The sequence below is a fragment of the Mesorhizobium sp. U510 genome (assembly GCF_059180695.1).
Genome location: NZ_CP180532.1, coordinates 2,043,370 through 2,062,352 on the forward strand (window position 1 = coordinate 2,043,370; position 18,983 = coordinate 2,062,352).

At 60.3% G+C, this 18,983-nt stretch carries 13 protein-coding genes and 2 pseudogenes; 12 read left to right on the plus strand and 3 right to left on the minus strand.

Annotation, left to right across the window (positions count from 1 at the left end; translation table 11 throughout):
* Positions 1-123: 123 nt before the first annotated feature.
* The 8 genes and pseudogenes from nifK to ACLGL5_RS11775 all read left to right on the plus strand — a co-directional run.
* Positions 124-1,665 carry a nitrogenase molybdenum-iron protein subunit beta gene (gene nifK / locus ACLGL5_RS11740; RefSeq protein WP_069091075.1) on the plus strand — a complete coding sequence of 514 codons (1,542 nt, stop codon included), beginning with the start codon at positions 124-126 and terminating at the stop codon, positions 1,663-1,665.
* A gap of 60 nt (positions 1,666-1,725) precedes the next feature.
* The gene (gene nifE, locus ACLGL5_RS11745) at positions 1,726-3,216 is read left to right on the plus strand and encodes a nitrogenase iron-molybdenum cofactor biosynthesis protein NifE (protein WP_069091076.1); all 1,491 of its coding nucleotides are present in this window, start codon (positions 1,726-1,728) and stop codon (positions 3,214-3,216) included.
* Between the two features lie 9 nt (positions 3,217-3,225).
* Entirely contained in the window at positions 3,226-4,608 is a 1,383-nt protein-coding gene (nifN, locus tag ACLGL5_RS11750; protein ID WP_069091077.1) for a nitrogenase iron-molybdenum cofactor biosynthesis protein NifN, read from the plus strand.
* Entirely contained in the window at positions 4,574-5,071 is a 498-nt protein-coding gene (gene nifX, locus ACLGL5_RS11755; RefSeq protein ID WP_069091078.1) for a nitrogen fixation protein NifX, read from the plus strand. The genes nifN and nifX overlap by 35 nt, the downstream gene beginning before the upstream one ends.
* 17 nt (positions 5,072-5,088) lie before the next feature.
* Positions 5,089-5,568, plus strand: a complete 480-nt coding sequence (locus ACLGL5_RS11760) for a NifX-associated nitrogen fixation protein (RefSeq protein ID WP_006331754.1) — start codon at positions 5,089-5,091, stop codon at positions 5,566-5,568.
* A 24-nt stretch (positions 5,569-5,592) separates the two neighbouring features.
* Positions 5,593-6,378, plus strand: a complete 786-nt coding sequence (locus tag ACLGL5_RS11765; protein ID WP_069091079.1) for a response regulator transcription factor — start codon at positions 5,593-5,595, stop codon at positions 6,376-6,378.
* A 99-nt stretch (positions 6,379-6,477) separates the two neighbouring features.
* The gene (locus ACLGL5_RS11770) at positions 6,478-7,365 is read left to right on the plus strand and encodes a universal stress protein (RefSeq protein ID WP_069091080.1); all 888 of its coding nucleotides are present in this window, start codon (positions 6,478-6,480) and stop codon (positions 7,363-7,365) included.
* 176 nt (positions 7,366-7,541) lie between these two features.
* A pseudogene (locus ACLGL5_RS11775) lies at positions 7,542-8,163 on the plus strand (NAD(P)/FAD-dependent oxidoreductase); the annotation flags it as partial.
* A gap of 723 nt (positions 8,164-8,886) precedes the next feature.
* Here ACLGL5_RS11775 and ACLGL5_RS11780 read toward each other — a convergent pair.
* The 3 genes and pseudogenes from ACLGL5_RS11780 to ACLGL5_RS11790 form a co-directional block, all read right to left on the minus strand.
* Positions 8,887-9,288, minus strand: coding sequence for a hypothetical protein (locus tag ACLGL5_RS11780; RefSeq protein WP_069091081.1), 402 nt, complete (start codon positions 9,286-9,288; stop codon positions 8,887-8,889).
* 24 nt (positions 9,289-9,312) lie between these two features.
* The gene (locus ACLGL5_RS11785; RefSeq protein ID WP_069091082.1) at positions 9,313-10,056 is read right to left on the minus strand and encodes an acetoacetate decarboxylase; all 744 of its coding nucleotides are present in this window, start codon (positions 10,054-10,056) and stop codon (positions 9,313-9,315) included.
* 1,712 nt (positions 10,057-11,768) lie between these two features.
* Positions 11,769-12,658, minus strand: a pseudogene (locus ACLGL5_RS11790) (GDP-mannose 4,6-dehydratase); the annotation flags it as partial.
* Positions 12,659-13,314: 656 nt separating this feature from the next.
* Between ACLGL5_RS11790 and ACLGL5_RS11795 the strand changes: the two are divergent.
* The 4 genes from ACLGL5_RS11795 (at position 13,315) to ACLGL5_RS11810 (ending at position 18,489) form a co-directional block, all read left to right on the plus strand.
* Positions 13,315-14,619: a lysine N(6)-hydroxylase/L-ornithine N(5)-oxygenase family protein gene (locus tag ACLGL5_RS11795; RefSeq protein WP_069093278.1), complete on the plus strand. Its 1,305-nt coding sequence runs from the start codon at positions 13,315-13,317 to the stop codon at positions 14,617-14,619.
* 763 nt (positions 14,620-15,382) lie between these two features.
* On the plus strand, positions 15,383-16,162 hold the full coding sequence (locus ACLGL5_RS11800) for a phytanoyl-CoA dioxygenase family protein (protein WP_069091086.1): 780 nt from the start codon (positions 15,383-15,385) through the stop codon (positions 16,160-16,162).
* A 22-nt stretch (positions 16,163-16,184) separates the two neighbouring features.
* Positions 16,185-16,322: a hypothetical protein gene (locus tag ACLGL5_RS11805; RefSeq protein WP_171903243.1), complete on the plus strand. Its 138-nt coding sequence runs from the start codon at positions 16,185-16,187 to the stop codon at positions 16,320-16,322.
* Between the two features lie 166 nt (positions 16,323-16,488).
* On the plus strand, positions 16,489-18,489 hold the full coding sequence (locus ACLGL5_RS11810; RefSeq protein ID WP_069091087.1) for a class I tRNA ligase family protein: 2,001 nt from the start codon (positions 16,489-16,491) through the stop codon (positions 18,487-18,489).
* The last annotated feature ends 494 nt before the right edge of the window (positions 18,490-18,983 follow it).

Here is an 18,983-nt window from a genome sequence, read left to right on the forward strand (position 1 = left end):
TGGCCTCCCTGCCAGGCAGGGAGGCCGATAAATGCTCGGGGGCACTCGATCCGCGGAGGCCCTTCAAAGTTTCGATGTCCCTGTGCTGCCGCTTGCCGCGGCCAGATGGAAAAGGTGACCACCATGCCGCAATCGGCCGAAAAAGTTCTCGACCATGCTCCCCTGTTCCGCGAGCCGGAATACAGACAAATGCTTGCCGAGAAGAAACTGAATTTCGAATGTCCGCACCCTGATCAGATCGTCACCGATCAACGCGAATTGACCAAAACTTGGGAATACCGCGAAAAGAACCTCGCTCGCGAGGCGCTCGTCATAAACCCCGCCAAGGCCTGCCAGCCGCTCGGTGCGGTGTTCGCGGCCGCGGGCTTCGAGCGCACCATGTCTTTCGTCCACGGTAGCCAGGGCTGCGTTGCCTACTACCGCTCGCATTTGTCGCGACATTTCAAGGAGCCTTCGTCAGCGGTTTCCTCCTCGATGACCGAGGACGCGGCAGTGTTTGGCGGCTTGAAGAACATGGTCGACGGGCTCGCCAATACCTACAAGCTCTACGACCCCAAGATGATCGCCGTCTCGACCACCTGCATGGCCGAGGTCATTGGCGACGACCTGCGCAGCTTCATAGAGAACGCCAAGAACGAAGGCTCGGTCCCGTGCGACTTCGACGTGCCTTTCGCTCATACGCCTGCCTTCGTCGGCAGCCATGTCGATGGCTACGACGGCATGGTGAAGGGCGTGCTGGAGCATTTCTGGAAGGGCAGCGAGCGCTCGCAAGCCGCTGGGACCATCAACATCATTCCAGGCTTCGACGGATTCTGCGTCGGAAACAACCGGGAACTCAAGCGCCTCCTCGACCTGATGGGTGTCACCTATACCGTCATTCAGGACGCCTCAGACCAGTTCGACACGCCGTCGGACGGCGAATACCGCATGTATGACGGTGGCACCAAGATCGAAGACGTGAAAGGGGCACTCAACGCGGAGGCGACGCTGTCGCTGCAGCATTACAACACCCGCAAGACGATGGAATATTGCAACGAGGTCGGGCAGGCGACGGCATCCTTCCACTATCCGCTGGGTGTCCAGGCGACCGACGAATTCCTGATGAAGGTCTCGGCAATTTCCGGCCAGGAGATCCCCGAGACAATCCGGATGGAGCGCGGCCGACTGGTTGACGCCATGGCGGACAGCCAGTCATGGCTGCACGGCAAGAAGTACGCAATCTATGGGGATCCGGACTTCGTCTACGCCATGGCCCGCTTCGTCATGGAGACCGGCGGCGAGCCGACACATTGCCTCGCGACCAACGGCACATCGGCCTGGGAGGCCGAGATGAAGGAATTGCTTGCATCCTCGTCCTTCGGGCAGGATGCCCAGATCTGGGCGGGCAAGGATCTCTGGGCGATGCGTTCCCTGCTGTTTACAGAGCCGGTGGACCTGCTAATCGGCAATTCCTATGGCAAGTATCTGGAGCGCGACACCGGCACGCCGCTGATCCGGCTGATGTTTCCAATCTTCGACCGGCACCATCACCATCGCTTTCCCCTCATGGGCTACCAGGGTGGATTACGCGTGCTGACGACGATCCTCGACAAGATATTCGACAAGCTCGATCGCGAGACGAGCGAAACGGGCGTGACGGACTATTCCTATGACCTCACCCGCTAAGCCCGTACCGGCTTTTCGTCGAGGCCGTCCATTGCCCAATGGACTTCGGAGACTGACGCAATGACCTCGCTCAGTGCCAAGATCCACGACGTTTTCGACGAGCCCGCCTGCGATACCAACCGCGGCAAGGATGCCAAAGCGCGCAAGCAGGGCTGCTCGAAGCCGCTGACCCCCGGGGCGGCAGCCGGCGGCTGCGCCTTTGACGGCGCCAAGATCGTCCTGCAGCCGATCACCGACGTTGCGCACCTGGTCCACGCGCCGCTCGCCTGCGAGGGCAATTCCTGGGACAACAGAGGCGCAGCTTCGTCCGGGCCAACCCTGTGGCGGACAAGCTTCACAACCGACCTCACCGAACTCGACGTCGTGATGGGGCAGGGCGAGCGGAAGCTCTTCAGGGCGATCCGCGAGATCAAGGATACATATGCGCCGCCGGCAGTCTTCGTCTATTCGACCTGCGTGACGGCGCTGATCGGCGACGACATCGAGGCCGTGTGCAAACGCGCGGCCGAAAAATTCGGCTTGGCCGTGGTGCCGATCAATGCTCCGGGCTTGGCCGGCTCCAAGAACCTCGGCAACAAACTTGCCGCCGAAGCGTTGCTCGATCATGTCATCGGCACGGTGGAACCCGACGACGCCGGGCCCTACGACATCAACATCCTTGGCGAATTCAACCTCTCCGGCGAATTCTGGCTGGTGAAGCCGCTGCTTGATCGGCTCGGCATCCGGGTGCGCGCCTGCATTCCGGGCGATGCGCGTTACATCGACGTTGCATCCGCGCACCGCGCCCAGGCGGCTATGTTGGTGTGCTCGAGCGCAATGATCAATCTGGCCCGCAAGATGGAGGAGCGCTGGGACATCCCGTTCTTCGAGGGCTCCTTCTACGGCATAACCGATACCTCGGAGGCACTTCGCAACATTGCTGAGCTGCTGGTGAGGAAGGGCGCCGATGCGGAGATCCTCGATCGCACAGACACGCTGATCGCTGAGCAGGAGGCGATTGCGTGGAAGAAGCTCGAGGCCTACCGCCGGCGGCTTCAAGGCAAGCGCGTTCTGCTCAACACGGGCGGTGTGAAGTCCTGGTCAGTCGTCCACGCGCTGATGGAGATCGGCATGGAGATCGTCGGCACCTCGGTCAAGAAATCCACCGTCGAAGACAAGGAGCGGATCAAGCGGATCCTCAAGGACGAAAACCACATGTTCGAGCAGATGGCAGCGCGCGATCTCTACGCCATGCTCTCAAAACACAAGGCCGATATCATGCTGTCGGGCGGGCGTACGCAATTCGTCGCCCTGAAGGCCAAGACACCCTGGCTCGATATCAACCAGGAGCGCCAACATCCTTATGCCGGCTATGACGGCATGGTGGAACTTGTACGGCAGATCGACCTCGCCATTCATAACCCGATCTGGGGCCAGGTGCGGGAGCCGGCGCCATGGGATTCCCAGCCTGCCGGGGAGGACGATCTGGCGAGCACGAAGAACGGGACAGCGACTGTGAACGCCTTCAATGAATTCCCCGGCGCGACGGCTCACCGCTTCGGCAACCGTTGAGGAAATCCGATGGTCCGCATCCTTCGCAATACCAAATCAGCGGCGGTCAACCCGCTGAAGTCGTCGCAGCCGCTGGGTGCCGCCTTCGCTTTTCTTGGAGTCGAGGGTGCGATGCCCCTGTTCCATGGCAGCCAAGGCTGCACCAGCTTCGCGCTCGTGCTCTTCGTGCGGCATTTCAAGGAAGCGATCCCCTTGCAGACAACGGCGATGGATGAGGTGGCAACCATACTCGGCGGAGCGGACCATCTGGAAGAGGCGATCCTCAACCTCAAAACCCGCACTAAGCCAAAGCTGATAGGAGTGTGCACGACCGCGCTGGTGGAGACCCGTGGCGAAGACTGCGCGGGTGATATCGCCAACGTCAAGCTGAAGCATGCGGAAGAGCTCGCGGGTACGGAGGTTGTGCTGGCCAACACGCCTGATTTCGGCGGCGCTATCGAAGAAGGCTGGGCCAAGGCTGTCGCGGCGATGATCGAAGGGATTACACGGTCGGGCGCACGGACCCGGCAGCCGAAGAAGATCGCGATCCTGCCCGGATGCAACCTCACTGTCGCTGACGTCGAGCATTTGCGTGACATGGTTGAAAGTTTTGGGCTCCAGCCGGTTATCCTGCCGGACGTCTCCGGCTCGCTCGACGGCACGGTTCCTGACCGCTGGGTAACCACTACCTATGGCGGCACCAGCGTCGAGGAAATCCGCGAGCTTGGCACGGCCGCGCAATGCATCGTCATCGGCGAGCACATGCGCCACCCGGCGAAAACGCTGCACGGGTTGACCGGCGTGCCTTACGCGGTGTTCCAGTCGCTGACCGGATTAAAGGCCGTCGACCGGTTCGTCTCGCTGCTATCGGCGGTTTCGGGCGCGGCGGTGCCGGACCGGGTTCGCCGTCACCGGGCGCAATTGGAGGATGCATTGCTCGACGGACATTTCCATTTCGGAGGCAAGAAAATTGCGATCGCTGCTGAACCAGACCAACTCTATCAACTCGCAACCTTCTTCACCGGCATGGGCTGTGACATCGCGGCGGCGGTCACGACGACCGATATGTCGAAGATTCTGCAAAAAGTACCGGCGGAGTGGGTTCAGATCGGCGATCTCGGCGATTTGGAAGCTCTTGCAGCGGGCGCGGATCTTCTCGTAACACATTCCCACGGTCGCCAGGCGTCGCGACGCCTTGGCATTCCGCTCATGCGCGTCGGCTTCCCGATCTTCGACCGGCTCGGCAGCCAGCACAAGCTCACAATCCTCTATCGGGGGACCCGCGACCTGATCTTCGATGTTGCCAATATCTTTCAGGCCAACCAGCACGCGCCGACGCCTGAGGCGCTTGATCTATTCCGGAAACGAGAAATGCCAGATGAGCTCCGTTCGTCGCCTCTCACTCGTCACTGACGAGGTTCACGCACCGATGACGGACCGACGGGCAGGCGCATTGCGCGTAGCCATCGCCACGCAAGACATGACGAATCTCAATGCCCATTTCGGGTCGGCCAAGCGCTTTGCTGTCTACGACGTGACGCGCGAGGAGTGGCATCTCGTGGAAGCCGTGGCCTTCGATGACGTTTCCGATGAGAGCGGGAAGCGTCGGACCAAGGGCGATGACCGCGTCACGCCGAAGGTGGAGGCGCTGAAGGGCTGCCATCTGCTGTTTTGTCTGGCCATCGGCGGGCCTTCGGCAGCCAAGGTTATTTCGGCAAAAATCCATCCAATCAAGGTGCCGCAGCCACAAACCATCCAAGAGGTGCTGTTGCGCACGCAGATGATGCTGAGAACGTGTCCTCCGCCCTGGCTGCGCAAGGTGCTGGCCGAAGCTGGTGTCGCCGAAAAGAAACCCTCCTTCGAGGATGAGGACTGAAACAAGGAAAGAGCAAAATGTTTGAAGTCGCGATCAGCCCTGCTGTCAACGATGACGAGGCGGCCCTTGCCAGCCCGTTCGTCAAGTGCCTCGTGCGGCTGATCCTTGCTCAAGATTCCCACGGGTCGTGGGACGGCAAAGCGGACGCCGAGTTGCTGGCCGACTTCATCGTCAGTAAGGAACGGCGTCGTACGATCCCAATCATCGGCGATCCCGATCCGGACGTGCTGTGGAGGCTCGACAAGTTTTACACTGCCGTCGCCCTTGCGATCGAGGAGCGCTCCGGCCTGATGGCATCGCCGATGATCGAAATGAGCCATGAGGGGTTCGGGCGCGTGCTTTTCACCGCCGGGCGGCTGGTCGTTTTGTCCAAGACCGTGCGCGACGTCCATCGGTTCGGCTTCGAGACGTTCTGCAAACTCGCCGCCGCCGGTACGAAACTGGTCGACGATGCCATCGCAGCCATCGACGCGTATCCCGAGGTGGCACGGGCATGAAACCAATTTTCGAGCAAGAGGATCATGTCAGGCCTTGAGGAGCCGCGATGGCCAGCCCACACGGCCGACGCGGTCGAGGCCAATGTGGTTCTCGGGGTGCCGCTGATGAAGCCACTCGTCCTGATCTGTTCGCAAGATGCGGAGTTCTATCTGTTCCTCAGCCACATACTGGAGGTGGACGGCTTCGTCAGTGAGCCGGCAGGCGGCGCCAAGGAAGCGCTTGCAAAGGCCGACGAACGGGAATTCCAGGCCGTGGTGCTGGACTGCGGTCCAACGAGCCTTACCGGGTCCGCAATCTGCGCCCGGCTCAAGCGGGAACCCCGGACCGGCGGCCTGCCCATCATTGCCCTGATCGCGCCCGGCGCCGAGAACCAGCACCTTGATCTGTTGAAGGCCGGCATTGACGAGAGCTTTGTGCGGCCAATGGCGCCGGCCAAGCTGCTCGATTATCTGCGGACGAGGCTGGCGCTGCCGAAGCCGGGTTCAAACGGGATTGAAAACGACAGCTGGCTTTCCTATGGCAGCCTTGAGATGAAGCTCGATGCCCACCGGGTTTGCGGCAATGGCCATGACATCCATCTCGGACCGATCGAGTTCAACGTGCTGCGGCATTTGCTGGAGGCTCCCGGCAAGGTCTTCAGCCGGGACGAGCTGATCGGCGGGGCCTGGCCGGCCAATATCCATGTCGGTCTACGCACAGTCGATGTCCATATCAGTCGGCTCAGAAAGGCACTGGAGACGGCCTCGACCGGTATCGTCATTCGTACCGTCAGGTCGGCCGGCTACTCGCTTGAGAAGCTGGACGGCTGAATCGAGTGCCGGGTCTGGTGCCACTCCCTTTTCCTCGCGCTGTGAGCCGGTCTTGCGGCCTGAAACGCCCTCATCGAACACTCAGGAAGAAGCAGGAAAATGGGCTTTAAAACGGTACTCTGTTCGACCGGCGCTGACCATTCCGATCGGGACGTCAGAACTGCTGCCGGCTTGTGTGCGGAGATCGGCGCGCATCTTTCCGTACTGATCATACCCCCTCCGATGCTCCTTATGTCGCATCGGCGGATCGGAGATGGTGTCCCAGAGTGGCCGGTAGCACGTCGACAGGCAATTGCCAGATTGAACGATCGGTTTCGGCAAATCGATCGATTTACACAGAACGCGGTCAGACTGGAAAAACGCTCGAGAGATATTCAGAAACTGCTGGAATCTATGTCGCTCGCCTATGACGTTGACACCGACTATTACGATCCGGCCAGCCTCGGTGAAGTGGCACGACAGCGGGCGCTCTGCGCCGACCTCACGATCATCGGACCGGGGCTCCTCAACGACGAGAATCTCGGACCTCCTGTGGTCAACGGCTGCTTGTTCGATACGGGAAAGCCGGTGCTCGTTGTGCCGAAGGGGGCTGAGGCGACGCTGTGGCCACGGCGCGTCCTGGTCGGTTGGGATTCGCGAGTCGAGGCGTCCCGTGCGGTTCGAGAAGCGCTGGGCCTCCTATGCGTTGCTGAGGAAGTTCGTGTCGCCCTGGTCGATCCGAAGGCCAACTACAACGGGAACGGTGCGGAGCCTGGAGCCGACATCGCTGCCTATCTCACTCGGCACGGTGCTCGGGTGTCGGTTGACCTCCTACCAAGTGCCGGCAAATCGGCGGCCACGGTCCTTGCGCAGCACGCAATCGACATTTCTGCGGACATGATCGTCATGGGCGCCTATGGCAGCCGTCGGCTGCGTGAGCGGCTCTTTGGCGGTGTGACCAGATGGATCTTTGAAAAGCCGACATTGCCGCTGTTTTTGGCTCGATGACGGTTCCGGACCCGCACCGATGCTGTTCAAAGCTCTACTGTGACGCCTGCATTCATACGTAGATGGGCTCCATCGAAATAATCGATCTTACGAAGAGTAACGAACATGAAAAGCATTGCTCGGGAGGCGACGCCCGCCGGAAATCTCTCCAGTCATGCGCGAGGCGGAGGTGGAACGGCCAGAGCGTGACCAGTGTCAGCCTCGACAATGGCGACAGGCTGGAAGTCGGCATCGTCGTCAACTCAGCCGGGCCGAATGCCGGCACGGTGGCTGCCATGGCGGGGCTGGTGTTGCCGGTCGAGCCGCGCAAGCGCAACGTCATCGTCTTCGAGGCGCGCGACAAATATTCTGATATGCCGCTGCTGGTCGATCCCTCCGGCATCTATGTCCGTCCGGAAGGCTCGGTCTACATCACTGGCGGCGCCGAGCCGGAAGAGGGAGACGGTCCCGCCGACCCCGGCGATTTCGAGTCCGACTGGCCGCTGTTCGAAGAGGTGATCTGGCCGGTGCTGGCGATCCGCATTCCCGCCTTCGAGGATCAAGCCGACACGCGCCTGGGCCGGCCATTACGACTACAACACGCTCGACCAGAACGCGGTGATCGGCCCGCATCCGCAGGTTAAGAATTTCCTCTTCGCCAATGGTTTTTCCGGCCACGGCCTGCAGCAGGCGCCGGCGGTCGGCAAGGCGCTGGCCGAGCTGATCGTGCACGGCGGCTACCGCACGGTGGACTGCTCGGCGTTTGGGTACAGCCGTGTCGCTGAAGGGCGGGCGTTCAGGGAATTGAATGTGATCTAACGCTGGCGGGACAGCCCCCCTCTCTGGCCTGCCGGCCATCTCCCCCGCAAGGGGGGAGGCCGGCAGCTTCACTGGCGGCTCCAAACTTCTAGCCTTGGAGATTGGCGAAGGCAGCGATGACGGCCAATCTCCCCTCTTGCGGGCGCGGTCAGCGGGGTCCTTGCTTTTGGCGATGCATGTCGTGGCCGGACCGGGTGAGGTGAGTTCGGCCCAGTCTACCCAGCCTCTGCGCCCGCCCCGAAGCCGCTCGCCCGCTCAGCGCTATGAGGGCGCGCTCGCGAGCGGCTTCGCGAACGCTGCGCTACAGCACGTGTAGGGACGCGACCCCAGTGAAGGCATACTCCAGCGTGGCTTCGCCAATTCCGTTTCGTTGGCCCCCCTCAAACCGGTCTTCCAACCGAAGGCCGAACGCGCCAATTCGCCAGCCAACTCCATCAACGACTGTCTAAATCCGCAACCTGGGGCGGTTCGCTCGAGCTCGTTTGCTTGAGCACTCCACAGACGGGATCGCGAGTACGATGCCGTGGAATGGGAACGCACCCATGCTTGGGCACGAGGGCCCCGAGCCAACGCGCATCGCGCCAATCGGCGTCGTCACGTTCGAGATACATCACCGGCTGCTCGGCGCTTTTACGCTCGCATATGCGCCGGCACGCCGCTGGCGATCGATGACGCATCTGCCGACGAGACTGCTCGTTCCACGAAAAAGCGATAAGCGCGAGATCAATGGGCAACCTCGTCGGGATCGAAAAGAGCGCTAAACCGGGTTGCTAGATCAATCCAGGGTGCCGCGTCGCCGCTCTCTGAAGCTATTCGAACGACCGCCGCCAGATAATCGGTAAAAGCCTTCAGTCTTATGGCGCCTTGCTCTGAGAGGCAGTCAATGGCGTCAAGCCGCTGGTAAACGGCAGCGAGCATATGTTGCACCAAAAGCAGGGAGGATGGGCAAGGGCAATCGCTCTTACTCGCGAGGCGCCTGCACTCGCTGCAAAGCGGCGGAATGTCCTCTAAGGCTAGGTAGCTGGAAAGACGTTGTATGAGATTGTCAGTGGCGTTCCTTGTCGAGAAGCCGTCCACCAGCTCCCCATCGCGTTGGTTCAATGAGATATCACTGTAAAAGTTCATGGTTCTTCCTTTCCGATGGCGAGGCTAGGCTTCCGCGAGATAGTCGTGGACGACCTTCCCGAGCGCGAGCGTGAGATCTGCGACGAGGTGTACTGCCGAGACTACTTCCAGCACCGGCAGTTCGGCGACGGGGGCAAGCGCATGCGACCAGAGGTTCAGGGCTGCCGGGCCGGTCCAGGCGCCCCTCAAATGGACGTCCTCTAGATGATATTCCACGAGCTCACAGATGCGCGGCGTGCCGTCGACATGCGGGATAATTTTGAGGAGGAAGTTCGGTTCAGCGAGCGAGGCCCTCACGCTCGCGAGGTCGGCGGCTCGGTGCTTGTAGCCCATGGTACCCGTCGCGACGCGGACCGGCCCGTAGTCCAGCGTGCCAACAAGGGTATCCGTCTCCGTTCGGAGCGTTGGGCTAGCGAGCTTCTTGGGAAAGCCCCACAGCTCGCGTCCGCCCGCTATCGGCGGATGGTCGTCGAGAAACATGCAGTGGGTATAGCTCCCCCTGCGGCCACAGAATGAGACAGGGATGACCTGTCCGCCTTCCGTGTAGTCGCCGAAGCCCGTCGAGTCCGGCATGCGAATGAACTCGAACCTGACCATAGGCTCGCACACCTGAAGCGGCTCCGGCACAAGGTTGCGCAGTTTCTGCGGATCGGTGCGATATGTGATGATCAGATACTCCCGGTTGCGGAAGCGATATGGGCCGGCCGGGTAGGCCGGGCTGGTCAGGGGCATGGCGAAAGCTTTCCCACGGACGGTATCTTGGTGCATGTTTGAAATTCCTTTGTGCTGGATCAGGTGGGCTTAGATCGGTCTGCATGATGGCGGCGAGGCTCTCCGAGGTGCTGTCGTAGCCTCGTAAGGGATGCATGGCGTAATCGCGCGTAGCCATTTGCGCTGGGCAATTGCCTTGGGGCGCGAGGCGATGGTCGCGGACGCGGTTCCATGGCTCCGGTTGTGATCGAGAGGCAAGATTCGAGATAAAGTGATTTTGTTCCTCATTTGAAGGCGCTGCTTCCCGTCTGACCTCGTGGTAGGAGGAGGTGGAGTGGCGGCCAGCTCCGATTTGTCCTCATGACGGGGTTTGCGGATCGACGCGCATGCGCCATGCCAAATGAGAAATCGTTCGGTGCCCGAGGACAGACGGCCTCGGCGAGCCAGTCGAGAGAGAGAAGGTCTTCGCCTCATGCGGATCAGATACGAATTCCCGAGCACTGCGGTGAGGTAGCAAGAAGGCCTGCGACGCCACCAAACCTCTTCGCGAAAAAATATGGAGGTGACGCGGTATCCGCCGTCTAGCCAAACAGCATACGCAGCATCCGGCAGCACGCACTCGACGGCCTGGCCCCATCGCCGGCTCCAGGAGAAAAGATCAGCTATGAGCCGGCAGGCAGTCGCTGCACGCGGCGGTCAGGTCGTGTAGATCTTCCGCGCACACAGCCGGCGCCGAAATGATGCTAGATGATGAGCCGACGCCAACATTACCGCAGGGGAGACAGCCAAGTCTGTCCTCAAGCGTCTGAAATGCATGTCCAAAAGCTGACAGCGACAAAAAACATGTCTGGTCCAAAACCACCGGCCGCCTTGGGCGTGAGGTTTCTCGAAGCCTACTCGTGCAGTTGCTGCGGCTAAGCGCGCTGGCACGGCCTTTGCTGGAGATGCTGCAATATTGAGTGGGGGCTGACCGCATAAGAACGCGAGACGATTGATGGTCTGCTGCGCCATCTCGGCGGCGCGCCCGCTCAACGGTCACGGCTACATCTTTGGCAATGGCTGACGCGCGACTTTGCGGTTGCGCCGCCCTGCCGCGCCGATGCGCCCAAAGTTCGTTGATAGTCCGCTCGGCAGATTGAGGAAACCGGCTGTTGACTGCTGCCAAGGCGGAGATGGCTGGGCTCATTCGGACTGTCTTGACCGTCGGTGTCATGAAGCCAAAGACACCATACTGGACGTTATGCATGACCAAGACGAGTGGGAGTCACAACGAATGATTTTACCGGAACTGCGCTCTGCTATCCCAGCCGGCAGAGTTTTGGAGATAACGACGACCACCGGATGCATCGTGGGATGTTCATATTGTCAGTTCACGCGCGACCGGTGAGCAGCAGGGGTGGAAGCGTAGACCCAAAGATTGTAGAACCACGGCAGCCAGTCGTCGGAGCGCTGATACGCGTGGACGAACGGCAGTATCGGAATGTACTCCTTCCAAACGGCGAGGTACTCTCTGCTCCATGGATTTTGAGCGGCGTCACGTATTGGGCAACCTTCTATGCGACGAATATGGCGATCTCTTTAAAAGCCCAGTTTTTTGCGAAATCGTCGATCGCATGAATGGAGCGGCTGGTTTTCTGCTTTGCAGGATGTGTGAGTTTGCCGATCCAAACGATAGAACTGACTGACGCCGGCTGACCGCGGCGGGCCTGAAATGCCGACGTCCCTGAAACGGCAAGATGCACATGCCCGCGAAGTCATCGTGTTTTCACTCACGCTAACACGATCCCGTAGGCGCGGCAGTCAGCCTCGACCATTTCCGAGACGAAGTCCTCGAAAGCGGTCTTCGGTTTCCAATCGAGTTTTGTCGGCTGTCTTGGAGGCATCGCCGATCAGCCGGTCAACCTCGATTGGCCCGAAACAGCGTTTGTCGATCCGGATCAGCGCTTGATTACTCATGCGTTCACGGCCCACCTCGTCAACGCCTTCGCCCTCCCAGACGAGCTCCTTTTCGACTCGCCTGAAGGCAAGCCCCGACAAAGGTGCGGACCGTGTGTGTCTCGCCGGTTGCCAGCACGAGATCGTCAGGTTGATGCTGCAAGATGCGCCACATGCCCTCGACATAGGCGCGCGCCGAGCCCCAGTCGCGCTTTGCTTCCAGGTTTCCGAGATAGAGACAGTCCTGTTTGCCGGCCATGATCGAGCCACCGCACGCGTCACCTTGCGCGTGATGAAAGTTTCGCCGCGCGTCGGCCCTTCGTGATTGAACAGGATGCCATAGAGCCCGTATACCTCGCGGTAGTTCATGGTGATCCAGTGGGCGTAGAGCTTCGCCACCGCATAGGTCGAGCGTGGATAAAACGGAGTGCTCTCCTGCTGCGGGATGCCCTGGACCGAACCAAAGAGTTCGGAAGTTGACGCCTGGTAGAACCGCGTTTCTTTCTCGAGACGAAGAATGCGGATCGCTCAGCAGCAGCAGCGTGCCGAGCGTATCGGCATTGGCGGTGTATTCCCGGTCCCGAAGGAGACTGCACGTGGCTTTGCGCAGCCAGATTGTAGATTTCGTCCGGCTTTCTTGCCGGAGAAGGATCAGGTTTGCCGCATCCGTCGTGTCGCCGTAATGCAGGACCATGTCGGGATAGTCCTCATGAGGACCTTGATAACGGAAATTCCTTTTCAGGGATCGACACTCGGCGCCGGGGCCAGCCCTCGATGACGGCCGTGTGGAAAGTGCCAAGAGCGCCTGCAACGCTATGAAGTCGAAAAGTACGATTACGTGCAAAAATCGGCGCCGGTGCAAGGTTTCGGCCTCGATGTTGGATACTCGACAGGATCGCAAGCCTGCCTTCCGTTGCTTTTGCTGATGTTTTGCTCTGGCACGTTCGATGCAGGGGACCTCCCGAACGCAGCAGCAGATGTCTTCTATGATCAAACCCACGGAAAAATGCTGTCGCCGCACTCATGACCGTGCCCTCGCTGGTCGCCAAGCAGGCCGAAGGTCGGCTCATCACGGTCGAGGCGGGCAACCGAGCCCAATTGCAATGAGGGATAGGCTGCGAAAGCATGTCACTGACCACTCCGGGTCATCGAGGCGGGAGTATTGATGCCAGCCACGCGCAACATGTCGTCGGCATGAGTGCCGATCTCATCACGGAGCCGGCATCCGCGGGCGTCACACCCGATACTACGAACGCGCGGACAAACTGTTGCAAGTCCTGTGGTGTCGATGATGCGTGCGGGGAGGGCAAGCCCAACGGCTATGGCCGACATTCGCCGCGTACAGCGCCTGATTGGGAGGCGTCAGCAGGAGCAAGGCACCTGGATCTCTCTTGCATTGGGATCGGTGCTGGCCCGTCCAATTTGAGCCTTGCGTGTCAGATACACGAGCAAATCGGGCACGGGGCACTGTTCTTGGATCGGCAAGTTGACTTCCGCTGGCATCCAGGCAGCGCTTTCGACTCCTCAGAACTCCAGGTCAGCCACATCAAGGATCTGGTCACGCTGGTGAATCCGCGATCCGCCTACACTTTCATAAACTACCTGCACGAGAACGGGCGTCTGTACCACTTCCTGAATGCACAGTTCGATGCTGTGCTCAGGGCTGAGTTCGAGCAATACCTGAACTGGGCGTTCCGCAGGAACCCCCTTGTGCGCGGCGGCGAGACCGTCCGCGAAATACGCTATGATGGCGAGTTTCGGGTGCGGACGGACGACGCGGTGCTTAGTGCCAGAGACCTGGTGGTCGGCATCGGCAAGCAAGCGCGGATTCCACCTCAATTTCAGGGCTGGATCGGACGCAACCTGTTCCATTCATCCGATTTGCTGCACATCCATCCTGAGGTGCGGCAAAAACATGTTTGCGTCGTTGGTGGAGGCCAGTCTGGAGCCGAGGTGCTGTTGCATTTGGTCGGTGGGCCAAGAGAACGGCGGCCTGCCTCGATCACCTGGGTCTCGCAGCGCGAAAACTACCTCCCCCTCGACAACAGCCCGTTCACAAACGAGTTGTTCATGCCCTGTTTTTCGGATCGTTTCGCGGCAATGAGCGAGCCGCAGCGCAAGCTGTTCCTGCGGCGTTTCGTGCTCGCCTCGGATGGTATTTCGGATCGCACTTTGCGCGCCGTCTACCAGGCGCTGTATCGCCACGAATTTCTTGAGCCAGACCTATGTGACATCGCACTGCGGCCGGGTTGCAACGTTTCGCGCTGCATCAACGCCGGCGCGGGTCATAACTTGACGCTGCAGCGCGGCTTGGGCGACGTCGAAGAAGTCACGGCCGACATCGTCATCCTGGCCACCGGTTACGAGAACGCCGTGCCAAGTTTTTTGGAACCGATGGCGGATCGGCTGCAACAGACCGACAATGAGTTGGTCATCAACGAGGATTTTTCGGTGTGCTGGGATGGACCGCGTGACAGACGCATCTTCGTACAGAACGCCAATCCCGGGCAGCGCGGGCTGGCCGATCCGAACCTAAGCCTGCTGGCCTGGCGAGCTCGCCGCATTCTTGACAGCCTTCTACAGCGCGCGCCGTGCGCGAACCCTGAGCATCCTGGCTTTATCAGCCGTACCACCGTCGAGAGCTGGCCCGACCCGGTAGCCGAAGAAATGGGCAGCGGGATATGACTCAGCGACTACTGATCATCGGCGGTGGCATCCAAGGAATTTTATCCGCCTCCGCTGCGGCGACGGCCGCAGTCCGCTCCGAACTCATCGTGACTGAAGATGCCCTTGGACCTATGGGCGCATCGCTTTATTCTGCGGGCGTCCATTTGCCCCACGGTCGTCGAAACCGTACCAGGTCGCTCACTCGAAAGTGCGCAGTGGCCCTGGCGGCCATGGCTGCGTCGGCCGTCAGCGGAGGCTTCCGGCTCGTAGCGATGCGTGTGATGGCTAGACCGGGTGAGGTAAATGATCGGGACGAGCTTAGGGAAGCCCTGGCCCGGCTCGGCCTGGGATGGCCAGTCTAGCGCTGAACTCTCCGCGGATAGTACCCGTTCTTGGAGATCGATGGACTCATGCCGCCGACGTGCCCTCCCTGATCGGCCGACCGGAACGGGAACTTGCCGTAAACATTCGCGTGGCCCACGGCTTGCTTCGCGTCAAGCTGCACGAAAGGTCGCCTTATCGGGCAGTCGCACCATCAACAGCATTCTCGGCCGTGACTCCTATAAAGACGTACCGGATCGACAAATCTTTACGAGCCTGGACAATCGCTCCATTGAGGAGGGACAACACAGCCTTGAAATCCAGCCGGAGCGGAATGCACTTAGCGTCGCCGCCCACATGCCGTGGAGTATCGTCTCCGTGGGCCACACCCTGGCCAGCGCCCGACTGCCTCTAACCGGAATGTTCGACCAACCATTTTTTCCAACAGGAGGCCTTTCGCATGTTGACTGATGCACAAAGAGAAAAGTGGCAGAAAGACGGATACATCAGGCTCGAAAGGTTCTTCGATCCCGCGGCTGTGGAACGGATTTCAAGCTTTGTTGAAGACGTATCACGCTGGGATGTCAGCGATGATAAATGGCTCATGTGGTTCGAGAAGACGACTGATGATCGAAAGATCACCTCCAAGGCCGAGAATTTTCTCGACTTCCATGACCCATTGCGTCTTCTCCTCCTAGAAGATCAGCGCATAAACTCTGCGGTCGAGGATTTGCTTGGCGAAGATTCGCGCAGACTCAAGGAGTTGCTGATCTTCCACTATCCCGATAGCGGCGGTTATCGCCCGCATCAGGACATTTATCACATTCCACACAGGCTGCCCGACCGGATGGTCCATGCGATCGTTGCCATAGGCATTGACGATTCCGACCCGGACAATGGTGGCCTTTTCTTCAGCCCCGGCAACCATAAGAAGGGGGTATTTCCCATGGATGCCGGCGGGGTGATTGATCCTGAGGTCGCCGAAACATTCTCCTGGGAACCCGTAGTATGGAAGGCTGGCGACATCTTCATCTTCGACGATTACGCACCGCATTACTCGAAGCCGAATAAAAGCAATCGTTCGCGGCGGACGCTTTACTTGGTGTTCCAGCGTGCTTCAACCGGTGGACCGACCCGCGCTGAATATAACGTGCTTAAGCGCGCCCTTAATCCGCCAGAGGACAAAGTGGCTGATCTCGACAACCTCAAGCTCCCAAACGGCATTTTCTATCGCGACTGAGCTCACGGAACCAGGCGAGGCCATGGATACGAAACTGATCGGCCGCCAAAAAATGCGCGGAGAGCATGGTTTTGATTGCCGGCTACTGGAGCATCGCCGGCAGTCCATCACCACGCTTCGGGATGTCGATGTGGAGGTGTCGCCGGGCGCTCTTCTGTGACGCCTAAAGCCCTCCTGGCGCCCGTAGTTTCGCCCGCCTGGGGCCCAGAGCCGGACTATTCTGACGGGGGGCCAACGTGTCGGGCTGCCGCTCTCTTCGCAACTTGCAGCAGAGGCTGTTGCGTCGGCAGCCGAAGAGACAACTGTTTCGACAGCTGAGGTTCGTCATGCGGAAATCCACGTTTTCTCGAACGCAGCTGTCGCGGGCGTTCGGTATCGACATGGCTGCGCTTGGGACGGGAAGCGCGGGCACCGGGTTTTCATTTGGCAAGGTGGCACCAGGCGCCACATCCGAGCCCCATCGGCACGACGAAATCGAGGCTTTCGTGGTCCTGTCTGGAGCGGGCAAGGTCAGGACCGACCTTGGGGAAATCTCGGTCGCACCCGGCGATGTCGTTCTGTTCCATCCTTTTGAAGCGCATGTGCTGCACAACGATGGGGTCGAAGACCTAAACTTCGTCGATGTCTACTGGCGCGACGGCAAGGCCGCCCTCGAAGCTGCTGCACAGGTCGCGATTCCCCGCGGGCCGATCTTCGTCTTCTCCACGCCGCCGACGCCTAATGGCGATCTGCATCTGGGGCATCTTTCTGGCCCTTATCTTGGCGCCGATGTCTACACGCGTTTCCTGCGCATGAAAGGGGTCGAAGCCTATCACCTGACTGGAAGCGACGATTATCAGAGCTACGTGGCCACGCGTGCCGATGCCGAGCAATCGACGCCCGCAAAGATGGTGCGCCACTACGCCCGTGAGATTCGAGCCACGCTTGCGCTTCTCGACTGTGAGGTCCACAGCTTCCTCCCGACTTTGGGCGATAGCGCTTATGCAGAGTTTCAAGCAGCGTGTTTCCGTAGTCTTCTGAGCAGCACGGCGGTAGATCTGCGCCAGAGCCCTGCGCTCTTCGATGCTGTGACAGGCGACTACCTTTACGAGCCGGATGTAAGCGGCCTCTGCCCCGATTGCGGCAGCTCCGCTGGTGGCAACATCTGCGAGGAATGCGGCGCGCCGAACCTATGCCACGACCTAGATGCAGTCCGGTCGCGGCACTCGGCCGAGGCGCCGGTGGTCGGCTCGGTGCGCCGTCCCGAACTTGCGCTGGAACGGTGCTACGACAATATCGACCGGCATTTAAGGGCGTCGGGCGCCCCCGTTCGGATCATGGACCTCTTCGCGCGCCTACGCCAACGTGGCGACTTTTCCGTGCCCATCATCCACCCGTCGGACTGGGGGCTACCGGCCGAGGGGTTCCCGGGGCAGGTGACCTGGGTCTGGCCAGAGATGGCGTTTGGTTTTCTTTACAACATCCAGACGCTAGCTACATCGCTCGGTCGAGACTGGAATGCGGCCCTGCCCAGCAATGACTGGCAGATTGTCCATTTCTTCGGCTTCGATAATTCCTTCTATCACGCCCTGCTTTATCCGGCGCTTTATGCTGAGGTCTTCTCCCACTGGACCCCGCGCATCCGGTATCATGTGAACGAGTTCTACCTGCTCGACGGCCAGAAATTCTCGACCAGCCGCGGTCATGCGGTCTGGGGCAAAGAGGTTCTGGGCCCAAAGACAGTCGATGTCGTCCGTCTTCATTTGGGCCTGACACGCCCGGAAGGTGAGCGAACGAACTTCACGCTGGACGCGCTACGCCGCACCGAGAACGAGGTGTTCCAAGGGATCTGGCTGAATTGGCTTGATGCGCTGCACCGGGAAATCAAGCAGGACTTTGGCGGCTGTGTGCCCGATGCAGGCGACTGGGCTCCCGCCGATCGCGCTTTCTTTGCTCGGATAGAGATCCATCGCGCGGCGATGGAACGCGCTTATTCGGACGATGGCTTCTCGGTCCGGCGCGCGGCCGCGCAGGCCTGCGATTTCGTGAGCGATTGTGTAGTCTACCGACAGGCGCAAGACTATGAAGCGGCGCGACGTCTCTATCCCGCCCGCACCCGCACTTCGCTCGCCCTTCAGACGACGGCCGCTGCGATCCTGGCGCAGACACTCGCACCGCTGATGCCCCGATTCGCCAGCACGCTGGCGCGAGGTATCGATGGCTTCTCGACCGAAACATGGCCTACGTCCGTCCGGCGCCTTGCGCCAGGAACGACCTTTGATCTCGGACCCGTGCTAGGCTTCTACGCCAGAGCAGACATTCCTGTTCTCAATGAGGAGGAGGCATAATAGCCTATCGTGATTTCGACCAGATTTTGGCGGCAATCAAAGCCGAGGATGCCGAAGCTTTACTCGCTACCACTGGCTGCCCGAAGGCCACTCCCAGACCATAGGCACAAACACTGGCCGGCCTTAACCAACATATCGTCGAGACGCCGGCCCGCGCCTTGGAGGATCGCTCGGTTGACAGCTTTCGGGCGCTTGCCATTCGTGCGGCAAATGCCGAGCGGGCTGCACTGCGCTGACCAACTTTTTCGGAATCGCGGAATTTCCGACCTAATGCCGGCCGGTCAAGAAGGTCATGCGGTTCGGGGCGCTGGGTCGGCCTAGCTGTGCGCGCCCGCGCATCGCCGGCGGCGAATGATGCTAGATGAGCCGACGCCAACATTACCGCAGGGCAGACAGCCAAGCCGTTCTCGCCCTCAAGCGTCTGACGCATGATGCGTGTCCAAAAGCGGACAGCGGCAGAAAACATGTCGGGTTCAAAACAACCGGCCGTCTTG